General features: G+C 67.0%; 13 protein-coding genes. 3 read left to right on the top strand and 10 right to left on the bottom strand.

The features are described 5' to 3' along the window. Positions 1–19: 19 nt before the first annotated feature. From U4012_RS21665 to U4012_RS21650, 4 genes are all read right to left on the bottom strand, one after another. Positions 20–1,078: a porin gene (locus U4012_RS21665; RefSeq protein ID WP_321801371.1), complete on the bottom strand. Its 1,059-nt coding sequence runs from the start codon at positions 1,076–1,078 to the stop codon at positions 20–22. A gap of 177 nt (positions 1,079–1,255) precedes the next feature. Next, positions 1,256–2,686, bottom strand: coding sequence for a cytosine permease (locus U4012_RS21660; protein ID WP_321801369.1), 1,431 nt, complete (start codon positions 2,684–2,686; stop codon positions 1,256–1,258). Between the two features lie 316 nt (positions 2,687–3,002). After that, entirely contained in the window at positions 3,003–3,680 is a 678-nt protein-coding gene (locus U4012_RS21655; RefSeq protein WP_321801577.1) for an SOS response-associated peptidase family protein, read from the bottom strand. A gap of 239 nt (positions 3,681–3,919) precedes the next feature. Further along, the gene (locus U4012_RS21650; protein ID WP_321801367.1) at positions 3,920–4,936 is read right to left on the bottom strand and encodes an AraC family transcriptional regulator; all 1,017 of its coding nucleotides are present in this window, start codon (positions 4,934–4,936) and stop codon (positions 3,920–3,922) included. A 136-nt stretch (positions 4,937–5,072) separates the two neighbouring features. Here U4012_RS21650 and U4012_RS21645 point away from each other — a divergent pair, with 136 nt between their 5' ends. Continuing rightward, on the top strand, positions 5,073–6,047 hold the full coding sequence (locus U4012_RS21645) for an alpha/beta hydrolase (RefSeq protein ID WP_321801365.1): 975 nt from the start codon (positions 5,073–5,075) through the stop codon (positions 6,045–6,047). A 186-nt stretch (positions 6,048–6,233) separates the two neighbouring features. Here the strand turns inward: U4012_RS21645 and lpdA are convergent, their stop codons facing one another. The 6 genes from lpdA to U4012_RS21615 all read right to left on the bottom strand — a co-directional run bounded on the left by lpdA (position 6,234) and on the right by U4012_RS21615 (position 13,686). Further along, on the bottom strand, positions 6,234–7,625 hold the full coding sequence (gene lpdA, locus U4012_RS21640) for a dihydrolipoyl dehydrogenase (protein WP_321801363.1): 1,392 nt from the start codon (positions 7,623–7,625) through the stop codon (positions 6,234–6,236). Positions 7,626–7,630: 5 nt separating this feature from the next. After that, complete coding sequence (locus U4012_RS21635; protein WP_321801361.1) at positions 7,631–8,968, bottom strand: dihydrolipoamide acetyltransferase family protein; 1,338 nt, start codon at positions 8,966–8,968, stop codon at positions 7,631–7,633. A gap of 1 nt (position 8,969) precedes the next feature. After that, positions 8,970–10,013, bottom strand: a complete 1,044-nt coding sequence (locus tag U4012_RS21630; RefSeq protein ID WP_044844941.1) for an alpha-ketoacid dehydrogenase subunit beta — start codon at positions 10,011–10,013, stop codon at positions 8,970–8,972. A 2-nt stretch (positions 10,014–10,015) separates the two neighbouring features. Continuing rightward, on the bottom strand, positions 10,016–11,248 hold the full coding sequence (locus tag U4012_RS21625; RefSeq protein ID WP_044844942.1) for a 3-methyl-2-oxobutanoate dehydrogenase (2-methylpropanoyl-transferring) subunit alpha: 1,233 nt from the start codon (positions 11,246–11,248) through the stop codon (positions 10,016–10,018). A gap of 435 nt (positions 11,249–11,683) precedes the next feature. Then, positions 11,684–12,310 carry a flavin reductase family protein gene (locus U4012_RS21620; RefSeq protein WP_321801575.1) on the bottom strand — a complete coding sequence of 209 codons (627 nt, stop codon included), beginning with the start codon at positions 12,308–12,310 and terminating at the stop codon, positions 11,684–11,686. 227 nt (positions 12,311–12,537) lie between these two features. Next, entirely contained in the window at positions 12,538–13,686 is a 1,149-nt protein-coding gene (locus U4012_RS21615; RefSeq protein WP_321801357.1) for a porin, read from the bottom strand. 1,071 nt (positions 13,687–14,757) lie between these two features. Here U4012_RS21615 and U4012_RS21610 point away from each other — a divergent pair. Beyond that, positions 14,758–15,783, top strand: coding sequence for a substrate-binding domain-containing protein (locus tag U4012_RS21610; RefSeq protein WP_321801355.1), 1,026 nt, complete (start codon positions 14,758–14,760; stop codon positions 15,781–15,783). Positions 15,784–15,848: 65 nt separating this feature from the next. Further along, entirely contained in the window at positions 15,849–16,877 is a 1,029-nt protein-coding gene (locus U4012_RS21605; RefSeq protein ID WP_124487543.1) for an ABC transporter substrate-binding protein, read from the top strand. The last annotated feature ends 2 nt before the right edge of the window (positions 16,878–16,879 follow it).

Here is a 16,879-nt window from a genome sequence, read left to right as displayed (position 1 = left end):
CCCGGCGCCCGATGCACCGTCAGAAGCGATGCACGATGCCGAGCTGCACGCCGCGCGCATTCGCGCCCGGATACGCGAGCGGCAGGCCCGGGTTCGCCGCGCCGGCGAGCGTGTAGCCGGCCTGGTTGCGGTTGCGCAGGTACGACAGCGCGCCATAGAAGCTCGTGCGCTTCGACAGGTCGTATTCGTACATCAGCCCGAACTGGTCCGCGTTGTCGCCCTGCGACCTCTGGTCGTGCAGGTACGCATAGCCGAGCGCGACGTAGTTCGCCGGATTGAGCTGGTACTTGACCGACAGCCCGTACACGCGCGAATCGATCCCGAGGTCGGCCCACTTCACCGCGGAGAAGCCGCCGTACACCGTCGCCTTGCCGATTGCGTACGACGCGCCGGCCATGATCGTGCGATCGGTCGTGGTCGCGGTCTTGTTCTTCAGCCACTGGCCCGCGACGAATGCCGCGAACGGCCCGTGCTCGTAGGTCACGTCGAACTGCTGGCTCGAGCCTGCCGAGCGCACGCCGCCCGCGTCGCCGAATCCGAAATACAGCCCGGCCTGGAAACCGGCGATCTCGGGGCTCTGGTACGACAGCGTATTGCTGGTGCGGAACGCGAACACGGTCAGGTTGTCCATGCCGGACGCCTGCGTGACGCCGCCGAACGCGTCCTGCCCGCCCTGGTCGTTGAATAGCGGCGAATTCTGGCGGCCCGCACGCACCTTGCCCCACTGCCCCGCGATGCCGACCCACGCCTGCCGGTTGAACATGCTGCCCGAGCTTGCCAGCGAACCGTCGTTCGGGTTGAAGCCGTTCTCGAGCGCGAACTCGATCTTCTGGCCGCCGCCGATGTCCTCGCCGCCCTTCAGCCCGAAGCGGCTGCCCCACTGGCCGCCCGAACCGATCGCCGCCGTGTAGCCGTTGCCGGTATTCACGTACTGCGCGAATTCGTCGATCACGCCGTACAGCGTGACGCCGTCCTGCGCGAGCGCGGCGCCCGACCCACCCAGGCATGCGGCCGTAACGGCCATGCGAAGACCGGCATGCGCCGATCGCGCCCGGGAACGATTGTCTCGTGCGTTCATCTGCTTAGTCCTACTATTCAATGAAAAGAGAATGGAACGATGCCGGGCACGGTGGTCTGCCATGCCGGCATCGCGGATAACGAAGGTGAGGTACGACGCGGCTGCCGGTCGAGCCGGGCTCGCGGCGGCGGGCCGCTCAGGCCGGCTGGTAGCCGGCCCGGCGGACGACGCGATGCGTCAGTGATGAACCTCGCCGCGTTCGAGCGGCAGGATCAGGCGCTCGGGGATGCTGCGCCGCGACGCACGCGCGCCGACGTAGTACAGCACGGCCGGCACGATGAGGCCGAGGATCCACGAGATGTCGGTGCCGCCGAGCGCGTCGACGAGCGGGCCCGTGTAGATGTGCGTCGACATGAACGGCAGCTGCACCAGGATGCCGACCACGTAGATCGTGATCGCCATCACGTTCCAGCGGCCATAGCGGCCGTCCGGATCGGACAGCGCCGGCACGTCGTAGCGCGAGCGCGTGAAGCAGTAGTAGTCGACCAGGTTGATCGCGCTCCACGGCGTGAAGAACGCGAGCAGGAACAGGATGAACGCGGTGAATTCCTTCAGGAACGAATGGCGGCCGGCGAGCGCGATCAGCGTCGACACGCAGATCATTCCGAAGATGTACACGAGACGGCTCTTCGACGACACCGCGCCCTTGCCGCGGAAACCGCTGACGATCGTCGCCATCGACATGAAGCTGCCGTACGCGTTGAGCGCGGTTACCGTCACCTTGCCGAACGCGATGCTGAAGTACAGCAGCGCGGCCACGGCGCCCGTCGAGCCGAGGCCGACGATATACGACACCTCGTGGTGCGCGAACTGGCTGCCGGCCAGCGCCGCCGCGAACACGCCGAACACCATCGCCGCCTGCGCGCCGATCACCGAGCCGAGGCCGACCGCGAGGAACGTGGCGACCGACGACGTCGAGCGCGGCAGGTAGCGCGAGTAGTCGGCGACGTACGGGCCGAACGCGATCTGCCACGACGCGGACAGCGACATCGACAGCAGGAAGCTCGCGAGCGAGAAGCGCCTGTTCGCGAGCAGCGCGCCGACGTCGTGGTTCGCGAACAGCTGCGTGAACATGTAGACGAACGCGACGATGCCGATCACGCTCGCGATCCGGCCGACGAAGTGGATCGCGCGATAGCCGAACACCGTCAGCACGACAATCACGGCCGCGAACAGCAGGATGCCGGCCGCGTCGTCGACGTGCAGCAATTGTGCGACGGCCTGCCCGGCGAGCACCGAGCCGCTCGCGGAAAAGCCGATGTACATCAGGCACACGAGCACGATCGGGATCATCGCGCCGTAGACGCCGAACTGCACGCGGCTCGAGATCATCTGCGGCAACCCGAGCTGCGGCCCCTGCGCGCCGTGCAGCGCCATCACCGCACCGCCGATGAACTGGCCGAGCAGCAGCGCGACCAGCGACCAGAACACGTCGCCGCCGAGTACGACCGCCAGCGCGCCCGTGACGATGGCCGTGATCTGCATGTTCGCGGACAGCCACAGCGTGAACTGGCTCAGCAGTCCGCCGTGGCGTTCGGCGTCGGGAATGAAATCGATCGAGCGTACCTCGATCAGACCGCCGGCTTTTCCACTGGGATTCGTTGACACGGGTAAATCTCCAAGATACTGAGGATCACAAATGGTTGGGACGAGACGGAAAACGTGCCGAGCCGCCCTTTCGGCTCGTCGGGTGCGGGGCGCCGTGGATCGCCGGCATGCGCCACGCACGCACGGTCAGCACGCTGGCGCGCAATGGGCACGACGTGTGCCGACATTGCCAGCGGATGATCTTGTATATACAACTTGGCTGATATCGGTGATTACCCGGAATCCGGCAATTTTGGAAATCGTCTGAGAAAACGGGATACGTCCGACCCGCGGAGCAGTCGGTTGTGCGTATGAAAAGCGTATGAAAAATGAAAGCTCAGGCGCCGGCGGGCGACACGGGATCGGGTGCGGCGACCATGTCGGCCGCAGGAAGGAGTGTCAGCATGCGCCGCACGGCTTCGACGTCGCGTGCATGCAACCACTCGTCGTAGTCGTCGCGACGCAGGATCACGACGCCCCGCTTCTCGTCGCCGGGCCGATGCATGCGCGCGAACACCGGATGATCGTCGGCATTGACCGTGAGCATCGTCATGCCGATCCGCTCGTGGCCGTCGGCCGCTTCGTAGCGCCGCCAGAGGCCGGCGATGCAGCACGGTTGCCAGCCGTCGACGCCGATCCGGTGCCACACGTTGCGGCCCGTCTCGTAGCACGGCTCGAAGATCCAGCGCGCCGGAATCAGGCAGCGCTGGCCATTGCGCCAGGCGTTGCCGTAGAGTCGCGACTCACCGATCGTCTCCGCGCGCGCGTTCACCGTATCGAGCTTCTTTCGCTTGCGGCCGTGCTCGTCGAGACGCTCGGGCTGCATGAACTTCGGCCAGAAGCCGAACACCGCGCTGACGACCGCGAGACCGTCGCCGTCGGCACGTGCGATGGGCGCCGCATAATCCGGATACACGTCGGGTTCCCACGGATCGCGGCGGAACAGGTCGCCGATGCCGATCCTCAGCTCGCTGATGCCCGGGTCTTCATCGGGGGCGCGGTAGTGGGTGCACATAGTTGGGCAGACGATGGACGCGATGTCTTCATCGTAGGTCAGCATGCACGCCACGGTTGCGCTGTCGCCTGGTATGACGAAACAGTCTTGCAAGAGCGCTTTCGGCGGTCACCGCCCGCCGCAGCTCAGGCGAGCTGCTCCGATCCGACGACAATCCGTGCGAGGCCAGCGAATCGGCGTGGAACCGCCACGATGAACGGTTCGCGCGGGAGGGTCAACCGCAACCCGTATCCCGCCCACTACGCGCCCGTTCCGGCCAGCCGCGACACGCTCGGCGCGACACCGGTCCAGCGCTTGTACGCCTGCGAGAACGACGACATGTCGCTGAACCCCAGTTCCTCCGCGATTTCCTTGATCGACAGCCGCCCTTCGGCGATCAGCGTTTGCGCACGGGTCCTGCGCACCGCATTCGAGATGTCGCGGAAGCACGCGCCCTCTTCCCGCAGCCGGCGCTTGAGCGTGCGCTCGCTCGTGTTCAGCAGCGTCGCGATGTCCTTCAGCTGCGGCGGCCGGTCGAACGGCCGCGTGGCGAGGTATTCGTTCAGGAACGACACGAAGTCGACGCGCGTGCGCCGGCGCGAGACCAGCTCCGCGCACATGCGCTCGCACATCGCGGCGGTCGCGGCGTTGGCCTGCGGCAACGGCCGTTCGAGCTGCGCATGCCCGAACGTGATCGCATTGCCGGGCCGCCCGTACCGGACCCGCGTGCCGAGTACCTGCCGGCCGCCCGGCTCCGGGTCATACGCGACGTCGAACGTCGCGAGTTCGAACGCGTCGCCGGTCACGTCGCGCAGCACGCGACAGGTCGCGCCCATCGCGCGCTCGACGAAAAAGCGCTGCAGCGGCGCCGACAGTTCCGGCGCCGCGTCGAATACGATCGCGTCGTGTCGACCGGCGCGACGGTACGTCATCCCGACGAACGTATAGGTCAGCGCCAGATAGCGGCCGGCGAGCGCAACGGCGTCCATGCCGGTCGCGCTGCTCAGCAGCCCGTACCCGAGCAGCCCGTAGGCCGACAGCTGATACGACAGGCCGACCGTCAGGCCGACGCCCGGCTCGTCGCCTGTCAGCGCGAGCAGGTTCGACGCGACCGTGAGTTCCTGCGCGGCCAGCACCGTGAAGTCCGGATCGGCGAGCTGCTTCAGCGTGAGTTGCGAGCCCTTCAGCAAGGCCGCCGGCGCGATCGCACGCGCTCGCCCGAACGCGATCATCAGCAGGACGGAAGCCGGGCTGCGGGCAAAGTTCCAGACGTTCATCGGACGCCTCGTGACGTGTGTTGGCCTAGATTCTAAAGCGGTTGGCCCACGCCAGCATGGCCGGCGACCGGTCGCCAGCTCATGATGGGCTCCATCGCAACCCACCCATTCGTGCAATCGACCGGAGTCCGCCGCCATGTCCAAGACCTATGCCGACCAACCCGTCTGGCGTGCCATGCAGGCATTCCTGCCGTCCGACTTCCAGTGGAGCGCCGACCGCGAGCCGAATGAGGAATGGTGGCGCTGGAACGGTCATCGCCTCCACCTCGACACGTATCGCGATCCTCTGGCGAAAGTGAAGGTGATCCTGTTCCATGGCGTCGGTACCAACGGGCGGCAGATGTCGATGATCGTCGGCGAGCAGCTCGCGCGACGCGGCTACGAGACGATCGCGGTCGACATGCCCGAATACGGGATGACCGAAGTGGCGCGCGGCGCGCTCGTGCGCTACGACGACTGGGTGCGCGCCGGCAGCGACCTGATCGACGCGGAGCGCGCGAAGGACGATCGCCCCATCGTGCTCTACGGGCTGAGCGCGGGCGGCATGCTGACCTATCATGTGGCCGCGCTCAACGGCAGGGTCGACGGCATCGTCGGCATGACGTTCCTCGATCAGCGCCTTCGGCAGGTGCGCGACGAAACCGCACGCAACCTGTTCATGAGCCGGGTCGGCGGCCCGATGACGCACTTCACCGCGAAGACGCCGCTGCGCGCGATGCGCATCCCGATGTCGCTCGCGAGCAAGATGCACGCGCTCGTCAACCGCGACGACGCGCTGAAGGTGTGGCTGTCCGATCGCACGTCGGCCGGCAACGCGATGACGATGGCCTTTCTCGATTCGTACATGTCGTATCGGCCGGCGATCGAACCGGAGAACTTCCGCGTCTGCCCGATCCTGCTCACGCAGCCGGCCGCGGACCGCTGGACGCCGAAGCACCTCAGCGAGCCATTCCTCGCGCGGATCCGCAACGTGCCCGTCAAGGTCGTGATGCTCGACAACGCCGGCCACTATCCGCTCGAACAGCCGGGACTTGCGCAGATGGTGAACGCGATCGACGCGTTCTATCGCGACGTGACGGCGCAGCCCGCGCACACGCGGGTACCTTCGTGACCTTGCGCGGCAAGGCCCGCATGCGCAGCCTCGACGTTGATCGATCGTCGGCGACCCGGATATTGCCGGCGCGACAAGCAACATCGAATCCGGCGCGAGAGACCCGACGCCGACGCCTGCGACCCGCGCACGCAAAAAAGCCCCGCCGTGGCGGGGCTTCGATCAGCCGCACGGGTCGGCACATGCTCACACGTGCAGCGCATGTCCCAGCGCGCGCAACGCCGCCTCCTGCATCGCTTCGCCGAGTGTCGGATGCGCGTGGATCGTGCCGCCGATATCCTCGAGCCGCGCGCCCATCTCGAGCGATTGCGAAAACGCGGCGGCCAGTTCCGACACGCCGCGCCCCACCGCCTGCCAGCCGACGATCAGGTGCGTGTCGCGCCGCGCGACGACGCGCACGAAACCGTCGGTCGCCTGCAGCGTCATCGCGCGGCCGTTCGCCGCGAACGGGAACGACGCGCTGATGCAGTCGACACCGGCCGCCTTCGCGTCGTCGGGCGACCAGCCGGACGTGACGACCTCGGGATCGGTGAAGCACACGGCCGGGATCGAGGCCGGCGTGAACTTGCGGCGCCGTCCCGCGATCAGCTCGGCCACCATCTCGCCTTGCGCCATCGCGCGATGCGCGAGCATCGGCTCGCCGGCGACGTCGCCGATCGCCCATACGTTGCGCATCGACGTCCGGCATTCGTCATCGATGCGCAGCGCGCGACCGTTGCGATCGAGCGGCATCGATTCGAGCCCGAAGCCGTCGACGCGCGGCCGGCGACCCACCGCGACCAGCACGCGATCGGCCGGCAGGGTTTTCTCCGCGCCGTCGGGCGCCTGCACGCGCACGGCGCCGTCGCTCGCGAGGCCCAGCACCTTGTGGCCCGTCCATAGCCCGACGCCGAGCCGCGCGAGCGAATCGGCGACCGGCCTCGCGAGTTCCGCGTCGTATGCGGGCAGCACGCGCTCGGCCGCCTCGACGATGCTGACGTCGACGCCGAGCTTGCGATAGACGAATCCGAGTTCGAGCCCGATGTAGCCGGCGCCGACGACGACCAGCCGCTTCGGCAACGATGCGGGCGACAGCGCCTCGGTCGACGAGACGACGTGCGCGCCGAACGGCGTCGACGGCAGTTCGACCGGCTCCGAACCCGTCGCGAGCAACAGGTGCTCGCAGGCGATCCGCGTCGTGTGGTCGCCGGCGACGACGTCGACCGTCTTGCCGTCGACGACGCGCGCGTCGCCGTGCAGCACGCGCACGCCGTGCTTCTTCAGCAGCGCGCCGACGCCGCGCGTGAGCCGCTCGACGATGCCGTCCTTCCATGCGACGCTTTTCGCGATGTCGATCTCCGGCGCGCGCACGCGAATCCCGAGCATCCCCTCGCCGGCCTGCCCGCGCGCCTGCTCGAACGCGTCGGCGACGTGGATCAGCGCCTTCGACGGAATGCAGCCGATGTTCAGGCACGTGCCGCCGAGCCGGTCGCGCTCGACGAGCACCGTCGGAATGCCGAGCTGCCCCGCGCGAATCGCGGCGACGTAACCGCCCGGCCCGCCGCCGATCACGAGCAGCGTGGTGTGTTCGTTCTTCATCGGGCTCACTCCACGAACAGCAGCGCCGGGCGCTCGAGCACCTCGCGCACGGCCTGGATGAATTCGGCCGCGTCCGCGCCGTCGACGACGCGATGGTCGAACGACGACGACAGGTTCATCATCTTGCGCGCGACGATCGCGCCGTCGCGGATCATCGGCCGCTCGACGATCCGGTTCACGCCGACGATGCCGACCTCGGGATGGTTGATGACCGGCGTCGACACGATGCCGCCGAGCGCGCCGAGGCTCGAGATCGTGATCGTCGAGCCGGTCAGCTCGTCGCGCTGCGCGCGGTTCGCGCGCACCGCGTCGGCGAGCCGCGCGATTTCCGCCGAGATCGACCATACGTCGCGCGCCTCCGCATGACGCAGCACCGGCACCGTGAGGCCGCCGTCCGTCTGCGTCGCGACGCCCATGTGCACCGCGCCGTATTGCGTGACGACACCGGCTTCGTCGTCGTAGCGCGCGTTGATCTGCGGGAAGTCGCGCAGCGCGATCACCATCGCGCGGATCAGCAGCGGCAGCGGCGTGAGCCGGCCGCGCGTGTCGCCGTGGCGCCGGTTCAGCTCGGCGCGCAGCGCTTCGAGCTCGGTGACGTCGATCTCCTCGACGTAGCTGAAGTGCGGAATGCGGCGCTTCGCTTCCTGCATCTTGCGCGCGATCGCGCGCCGCAGGCCGATCACCGGCACCTCGGTTGCGTCGTTGCGCTCGGCGTAGCCGCGCGCTTGCGATCCGCGCGCGGCGCCGCCGCCCGTGCGCGCATACGCGTCGAGGTCCGCATGCAGGATCCGCCCGGCCTCGCCGGTGCCGCGCACGTAGCGCAGCTCGATGCCCATGTCCCACGCGCGCTGGCGCACCGCCGGCGACGCGAGCGGCCGTTCGCCCGGCGCGAGCGCCGCGCGCGGCGGCGCCGCATGTTCCGCGCGGCGCGGCTCGGCCGGCGCGCGGGACGCGGCATGCGTCGCCGCCTTCGACGACGCATGTGTTTCGGATCCCTCAGCGATGGAAGACGACTCGGCAGGCACGTCGACCGCCGCCGCTCGCCGCGTCGCATCCGGGCCTGCATCGTGTGCTTTCGCGCCCGATTTCAGGTTGCCGTCGCCTTCGACTTCGAGACGAATCAGCTCGCTGCCGACCGCCATCATCTCGCCGATCCGGCCGCCGAGCTCCAGCACCTTGCCCGCCACCGGCGACGGAATCTCCACCGCCGCCTTGTCGGTCATCACATCGGCGAGCGGCTGGTCTTCGGCGATCGTCTGCCCCGGTTGAACGTGCCAGGCCACCAGCTCGACCTCGGCGATCCCTTCGCCGATATCCGGCATCTTGATGACATGAATCCCCATCTCAGGCCTCCATCACGCGTCGCAACGCTTCGCCGACCCGGGCCGGCCCGGGGAAATACGCCCATTCCTGCGCGTGCGGATACGGCGTGTCCCAGCCCGTCGTCCGCTCGACCGGTGCCTCCAGATGGTAGAAGCAGTGTTCCTGGACGAGCGACACCAGCTCCGCGCCGTAGCCGCAGGTGCGCGTCGCCTCGTGCACGACCACGCAGCGGCCGGTCTTGCGCACCGACGCGACGATCGTGTCGAGATCGACCGGCCACAGCGTGCGCAGGTCGATCACTTCCGCATCGATGCCGGTCTCCTCGGCGGCCGCCAGCGACACGTGGACGGTCGTGCCGTACGTCAGCACCGTCACGTCGTTGCCGGGCCGCACGACGGCGGCCGTGTCGAGCGGCACCGTGTAATAGCCGTCCGGCACCTCGCTGCCCGGATGCTTGAGCCACGATGTGACCGGACGCTCGTGATGGCCGTCGAACGGCCCGTTGTACAGGCGTTTCGGCTCGAGGAAGATCACCGGGTCGTCGTTCTCGATCGACGCGATCAGCAGTCCTTTCGCGTCGTACGGATTCGACGGCATCACCGTGCGCAGTCCGCAGACTTGCGTGAACATCGCCTCCGGGCTCTGGCTGTGCGTCTGGCCGCCGTAGATGCCGCCGCCGCACGGCATCCGGATCGTCATCGGCGCGGTGAACTGGCCCGCCGAGCGATAGCGCAGCCGCGCGCCTTCCGACACGATCTGGTCGGACGCCGGATAGAAGTAGTCCGCGAACTGGATCTCGCAGACCGGCCGCAAGCCATACGCGCCCATCCCGACCGCAGCACCCACGATCCCGCCTTCCGAGATCGGCGCATCGAACACGCGCGACTTGCCGTACTTGGCCTGCAGCCCCTCGGTGCAGCGGAACACGCCGCCGAAGTAGCCGACGTCCTGCCCGAACACGACCACGTCGTCGTCGCGGCCGAGCATCACGTCCATCGCGGAGCGCAGCGCCTGGATCATCGTCATCGGCTGGGCCGACGCCGTCGTTGTTTCATGTTGCGCCATGATCACGCTCCCAGTTCCTGGCGCTGACGGCGCAGATGCGCGGGCAGCTCCTTGTACACGTCGTCGAACATCGAGGCCGGCGACGGAATGCGGTCGTCGGCCAGCGTCCCGAACTTCTCCGCTTCCTTCTGCGCGGCGATCACCTCGGCTTCCAGTTCGGCCGTGAGCGCGTCGTGCGCGCTGTCCGACCAGATGCCCTTCGCGATCAGGTGCTGCTTGAAGCGGGCGATCGGATCGCCGAGCGGGAAATGGGCCCAGTCGTCGGCCGGCCGGTATTTCGTCGGATCGTCCGACGTCGAATGCGCGCCGGCGCGATAGGTGACCCACTCGATCAAGGTCGGGCCGAGATTGCGGCGCGCGCGTTCGGCGGCCCAGGTCGACGCCGCGTAGATCGCGAGGAAGTCGTTGCCGTCGACGCGCAGCGAAGCGATGCCGCAGCCGACGCCGCGCCCGGCGAACGTCGTCCCCTCGCCGCCCGCGATCGCCTGGAACGTCGAGATCGCCCACTGGTTGTTGACGACGTTCAGCACGACCGGCGCGCGATACACGTGCGCGAACGTCAGTGCAGTGTGGAAGTCGGCTTCCGCGGTCGCGCCGTCGCCGATCCAGGCGGACGCGATCTTCGTGTCGCCCTTGATCGCCGACGCCATCGCCCAGCCGACCGCCTGGATGAACTGCGTCGCGAGATTGCCGGAGATCGAGAAGAAGCCGGCTTCGCGGTCCGAGTACATCACCGGAAGCTGGCGCCCCTTCAGCGGGTCGCCTTCGTTCGACATCAGCTGGCAGATCATCCGTTCGAGCGGCACGTCGCGCGCGATCAGGATGCTTTGCTGGCGGTAGGTCGGGAAGCACATGTCGCCGTGACGCAGCGCCATCGCATGCGCGGCGCCGATCGCCTCTTCGCCGAGGCTCAACATGTAGAAGGAGATTTTCTTCTGACGCTGCGCGATCATCATCCGCGCGTCGAAGATGCGGGTCTTCAGCATCGCGCGCATCCCGGCGATCAGGCGCGCATCGTCGAGATCCGGCGCCCACGGGCCGAGGGCTTCGCCGTGATCGTCGAGCACGCGCACCAGGCTGCGGGCGAGATGGGCGGTGTCCGCCGGCGCTACGTCGATCGGCGGGCGGCGAACCGCGCCGGCCGGCGATAGATGCAGATAGGAAAAATCCGTCTTGCAGCCCGGGCGCCCGGTTGGCTCCGGCACATGCAGACGCAATGGCTCTGACAGGCTCATCGTGTCGTCTCCACGCTCGATTGTGTCTCACGCTGATAAAGACGCGCGGCCGGTTGCCGGCTCACGCGCAGGCTGGCGCGCGGATAAGCACGCCAACCTTGGGAATGTATGCCTTGCCGTGCCGGACGTCGATGCCCAACCCGCTCGTTCGGGGTGAGCAGATTTGCCATGGCGGCGACAATGGGCGAGCGGCGTTGCCGGTGGGTTTGAAGGACGGTTGCGTGTGCTGCGATGCGTCAACGCGTCGGGGAGCGCGGAATCGATGCGCGTCTGTCACGCGTGTCGGAGGGTACGAAGCGAAAGACCCCGCGAAATCCTGGATTTCGGCGGGGTCTTTTGCTTCGTCGGTGCGCGTCCGCGTGCTTCAGCGCTCGCGCGCCGGATCGTTCCGGCGCGCGAAGGCGCGAAGGCGCGATGCGTCGATGATGCGATGCGTCACGCGTCGGGGCGCGCGATGTCGAAGCGGCTGTCGGGCGTCACGTGCACGTAGGCGGACGGGCCGCCCGCGCGCAGAATGATGCCGGCGCCGAACGTGTCGAAGAGGCCGTCCTTCAGCAGGTCGTGACGGATATGCACGGCGACGACCTCGCCCAGCACCAGCGTGGCCGGCGTCTCGACGCCGCGGTGGTCGCGAAGCCGGATCACGTCGGTCACCTTGCATTCGAAGTTGACGCCGCTTTCCGCCACGCGCGGCACGCTGACGAGGCGCGACGGAATCGCGGTCAGGCCGCCGAGTTCGAATTCGTTCACGCCGTACGGCACGGCGGCACAGGTCTGGTTCATCCGGTCGGCAAGGTCGCGCGTCGCGAGGTTCCAGACGAACTCGCCGGTTTCCTGCACGTTGCGCAGGCTGTCCTTCGCGGCCGTGCTCGAAAAGCCGATGATCGGCGGACGATAATTGAATGCGTTGAAGAAACTGTACGGCGCGAGGTTGAGCGTGCCGTCGTTGCCGCGGGAGGAAATCCAGCCGATCGGGCGCGGGCCCACGATCGCGTTCAACGGATCGTGCGGCAGCCCGTGGCCTTGCAACGGTTCGTAATAGTGGTAGTTCGAATCGGTCATGGCGGGTGGTCTTGCGGGAGGAAAACGTCGTTTTATTCCATCGGCCGCGTCACGTGCGGCGATGGCGGTGACGGCGTCGAGTGTGACGTGCGTGCCAAGTATCACATGGCGGCGCTTTCGTCGCAGCGAAGTGGCCCGCCATGGCCCGTCGAGCCGACATTTCCCTTCAAGCCCGAAATTCAGGACTTTTTACCCACACATGACCGATAACCGCCCGGAGAGCAGCGTCAGAAATGATGCAGCAGCGCGACACGCGCGACGTATTGATTCGGCCCCGACGAGATATCGGCGGCGCCCGGAACGTACGCGTAGTCGAAGTCGGTTCCAGTGTGCGCGTTCAGCGCATGCTGATAGACACCTTCGACGAATACCGACGTGCGTTTCGACAAGTCGTAGTTCAGCTTCGCGCTCAGTTGATGCCACTTCGGATTGAACGAGCCGACCGTCGACGCCACGCGGGCCTGCGTGTACGTGTATGCCGCGCCGACGTAGAACGCGGTCGTGAAGTGATAGAGGCCGTTCACCTCGAAGTTGTCGAATTTCCACGACTGCCACGCACCGCCCGCCGGCTGCGTCGTACCGGTGAAATACGCGTTCGAAGTCGGATCGTAGACGTCGACGTGCGAATACGTGAATCCCACGAGCGCATTCGAGAACGCGTAATTCACGCCGATGCCGATGTTCTGCTGCGACGACGCATCGAACGTGTTGTCGCCGGTGATCGCGCCGGTCGAATCGGCATTGCGTGCGTTGTTGATCTTCAGATACGACGCGCCAACCGTCAGCCCGCCCTGCTGGTATTGCAGCGCGGCGCCATAGAGACGGTTGTTCGCGAAGCCGCCCGCCTGATTGCTGAAGCCATACATCGCCTCCGCGGTCACACCGTGCCACGCGGGCGACACGTACTTGACCGCGTTGTTCACGCGGAACGAGTAGTCGGTGTTGTCGTTGTCGTACGGATGCGAGAACAGGTAGCCGGTCCAGTTGCCGTTTGCGGTGAGCGGCGAGAAGACGTCGACGCTCGGATCGTACTGGCGACCGAACGTCAGGGTGCCGTAACGATCCGACGCGATGCCGACGAAAGCCTGACGGCCGAATTCCCGGCCGCCCTGGCTCATTTTTCCGTTGTTGACGTCGAAGCCGCTCTCGAGCGTGAAAATCGCCTGGTAGCCTGCGCCGAGGTCTTCGGTGCCCTTGATACCCCAGCGGCTGCCGTAGTCGTAGCCGCTTTGCAATTGCACGGTGCCGTGGCCGCGCGCGTTGCTCGTGTAGTTGATGCCGTCCTCGATCTTGCCGTACAGCGTCACGCTGCTTTGTGCATGCGCCGCGGCAGCAAGCAACGCGGCGGGTGCGATGATCCCCCAACGCATGTTCATGACGATTTACCCCCAGGTCTTTCGTTTGCTGGTCGCAACGGTTGCGTGCTGCGAAGGTGCGTCGCGTCGATGTTTCCCGGCGATGCGACGGGCGCAGTGTAATGAGCCGTTTTTCTGCTGTTAGCGGCCTGCGGCGGAAAGGTGCTCTCCAGAACGCCGGCTGTTTTTCGGCGCGGAAAGCGGATAGCCGGGTGTTGAAGCGCGCTTCATTCGGGCGACGAGCGGACGCCTGAAGCAAATCGCGGGGAATCGATATTTCAATCGCCGGTACGTTTGCGTTTGGCCGGCGCGGGGGAGCTACAGGAACCGGCCGCCGCCATCGAAGCACGACCTGAAAAACAAAAAACCCGCGAGCGGCTTGTTTCTCGCGGGTTTTCGGAACTTCATGGAATCGCACGGAAGCGATCTTGGTGCCGGGGACCGGACTCGAACCGGCAAGCCAGTTAAGGCGGCGGATTTTCGTCACACTGCTTCTTTCAAAGCCGGCGTCGTCGAAACGACGCCGTTCGTGCGCTGGACTATGCCTTCGCCGTCGCGCGCGGGCGGTGTTGCCGCCCGTGCGCCTTAGGCGCCCCCCGTCTAGTCTCTACACCTTCCTCGCTGCACTCGTACCGCGAGGCTTGGCTCGGCGTTGCCTCGACGCACGGCGCGCGTCAGGGGTTTCACCGAATTTGAAGGGTTCTGCACCGGTCGTTTCCGGCCGGGCACTCAATCGTTTAAGTCCGCTATGTTTACCAATTTCATCACCCCGGCAAAAGGGCGGACGCGATTCTACCATTGCTTGCACATGCATTAGCTGATTCGCGCGCATTGCATCGCGATGCAGCATGTCGGCCTGCCCTGTCCACACCCGAACTCGAGCGCCGCAATCGACGTCGGCGCGACACCGTCGCCGATTTCCTCCCGCGCCGCAGCATCCGCCGATACAATCGAATCCGCCCCGCTCGCCGGGCGCCAACCGTCTGATGTTTGTATCGCAGTTTTTACGAAACAGACGTCTCGTCAGTCATCGCGAAGTCACAAACGCTTTCGATAATTCTCCCGTCGAAAACGTTTACATCGCGTAACTTCATGCCCCCGACCATCAAGGACGTCGCCGCGCTCGCCGGCTTCTCGATCGCCACCGTCTCGCGTGCGATCAACGCGCCGCATACCGTCAGCCCCGCCACGCTGGCGACCATCCGCACCGCCATCGACACGCTGCAGTTCCGCCCGAGCCCGCTCGGCCGGCAGTTGCGCGGCGAGCGCACGCGGCTCGTCGGCGTCGTCCTGCCGACGCTGTCGAACCCGGTATTCGCCGACTGCCTGCAGGGCATCGACGAACTCGCGACCGCGGCCGGCTTCAAGCTGATCCTGATGACGACCGAATACGACGCGGCGCGCGAGCGCCACGCGATCGAGACGCTGCGCGAGCAGCGCGTCGAGGGGCTGATCCTGACCGTCGCCGATGCGGACACGCATCCGCTGCTCGACATGCTCGACCGCGACGGCCCGCACTACGTGCTGATGCACAACGACACGCAACGCCGACCGTCGGTGTCGGTCGACAACCGCAGCGCCGCCTACGACGGCGTGCGCATGCTGACGGCACGCGGTCATCGCCTCGTGCTGATGCTGGCCGGTTCGCTCGCCGCGTCGGATCGCGCACGCCAGCGCCATCTCGGCTACGCGCAGGCGCTCGAGGAGGCCGGCGTCGCGACGCTGCCGCCGGTCGAGGTCGACTTCAACGCGGCCGAGTTGCCCGACGCGGTGCTCGCGCACCTCACCGCGCGAGCCACGCGCCCGACCGCCCTCTTCTGCAGCAACGACCTGCTCGCGATGGTCGTGATGCGCGGCCTGCGCCGCGCGGGCTTCTCGATTCCCGACGACCTGTCGGTGCTCGGCTTCGACGGCATCGCGATCGGCGAGCTGCTCGCACCGCCGCTCGCGAGCGTCGCGACGCCGAACCAGGACATCGGCCGCCATGCATGGCAGCGCCTCGTCGAATGCATCGGCGGCGCGACGATCGAGCGCACGTCGCTGATCCTGCCGCATACGGTACGCGACGGCGCGACGGTCGCGCCGCCGGCCGCCGACCTGCAGTTGCACCAAGCCTGAACACGCGCGCCGCGCCATCGTGCGCGGCGCGCGCAAGCTACCCCGACCCCGCCCGGAGATCCACCGTGTCCTTTCGCCTGACCTCGCTGCTGCGCGTGCTCGCAGCCCCCGTCGCCTGCGCCGCGCTCGTCGCGTTCGCACCCGCGGCCCATGCCGACGAATCCGCGATCTGCTACAACTGCCCGCCCGAATGGGCCGACTGGGCGGCGCAGATCGCGGCGATCAAGCAGAAGACCGGCATCCGCGTGCCGTTCGACAACAAGAACTCGGGCCAGGCGATCGCGCAGCTGATCGCCGAGCAGAAGAGCCCGGTCGCCGACGTCGTCTATCTCGGCGTGTCGTCGGCGTTCCAGGCGAAGGACAAGGGCGTGATCGCGCCGTACAAGCCCGCGCACTGGAACGACATCCCCGCGAACCTGAAGGACCCGCAGGGCTACTGGTTCGCGATCCACTCGGGCACGCTCGGCTTCTTCGTGAACAAGGACGCGCTCGACGGCAAGCCGGTCCCGCGCTCGTGGGCCGACCTGCTGAAGCCCGAATACAAGGGCATGGTCGGCTACCTCGATCCGTCGAGCGCGTTCGTCGGCTATGCAGGCGCCGTGGCCGTCAACCAGGCGCTCGGCGGCAGCCTCGACGACTTCAAGCCGGGGCTCGACTGGTTCCGCAAGCTGAAGGCGAACGCGCCGATCGTGCCGAAGCAGACCGCGTATGCGCGCGTGCTGTCCGGCGAGATTCCGATCCTGCTCGACTACGACTTCGACGCGTATCGCGCGAAGTACAAGGATCACGCGAACGTCGAGTTCGTGATTCCGAAGGAAGGCACGATCGCGGTGCCCTACGTGATGAGCCTCGTGAAGGGTGCGCCGCACGACGCGAACGGCAGGAAGGTGCTCGACTTCGTGCTGTCCGACGAAGGCCAGAAGCTGTGGGCCAATGCGTACCTGCGTCCGGTGCGCGCGCAGACGCTCGGCGCCGACGTCGCCGCGAAGTTCCTGCCGGCGAGCGAATACGCCCGGGCAAAATCGGTCGACTTCGGCAAGATGGCGGCCGGCCAGCAAGCGTTCGGCCAGCAATACCTGCAAGTGATGCAGTAAGC

The organism is Burkholderia sp. BCC1988, assembly GCF_905339895.1.
Classification (GTDB): domain Bacteria; phylum Pseudomonadota; class Gammaproteobacteria; order Burkholderiales; family Burkholderiaceae; genus Burkholderia.
The sequence above is the reverse complement of the archived record's forward strand: the minus strand, read 5'-3'. Positions and strand labels throughout refer to the sequence as shown.

What these genes read in the sequence shown, in the direction of transcription:
- U4012_RS21620 (WP_321801575.1), bottom strand. Translation starts at nt 12,310, where the DNA reads ATGACCGATTCGAACTACCACTATTACGAACCGTTGCAAGGCCACGGG.
- lpdA (WP_321801363.1), bottom strand. Translation starts at nt 7,625, where the DNA reads ATGAAGAACGAACACACCACGCTGCTCGTGATCGGCGGCGGGCCGGGC.
- U4012_RS21650 (WP_321801367.1), bottom strand. Translation starts at nt 4,936, where the DNA reads ATGAACGTCTGGAACTTTGCCCGCAGCCCGGCTTCCGTCCTGCTGATG.
- U4012_RS21655 (WP_321801577.1), bottom strand. Translation starts at nt 3,680, where the DNA reads ATGTGCACCCACTACCGCGCCCCCGATGAAGACCCGGGCATCAGCGAG.
- U4012_RS21630 (WP_044844941.1), bottom strand. Translation starts at nt 10,013, where the DNA reads ATGGCGCAACATGAAACAACGACGGCGTCGGCCCAGCCGATGACGATG.
- U4012_RS21615 (WP_321801357.1), bottom strand. Translation starts at nt 13,686, where the DNA reads ATGAACATGCGTTGGGGGATCATCGCACCCGCCGCGTTGCTTGCTGCC.
- U4012_RS21645 (WP_321801365.1), top strand. Translation starts at nt 5,073, where the DNA reads ATGTCCAAGACCTATGCCGACCAACCCGTCTGGCGTGCCATGCAGGCA.
- U4012_RS21635 (WP_321801361.1), bottom strand. Translation starts at nt 8,968, where the DNA reads ATGGGGATTCATGTCATCAAGATGCCGGATATCGGCGAAGGGATCGCC.
- U4012_RS21625 (WP_044844942.1), bottom strand. Translation starts at nt 11,248, where the DNA reads ATGAGCCTGTCAGAGCCATTGCGTCTGCATGTGCCGGAGCCAACCGGG.
- U4012_RS21665 (WP_321801371.1), bottom strand. Translation starts at nt 1,078, where the DNA reads ATGAACGCACGAGACAATCGTTCCCGGGCGCGATCGGCGCATGCCGGT.
- U4012_RS21610 (WP_321801355.1), top strand. Translation starts at nt 14,758, where the DNA reads ATGCCCCCGACCATCAAGGACGTCGCCGCGCTCGCCGGCTTCTCGATC.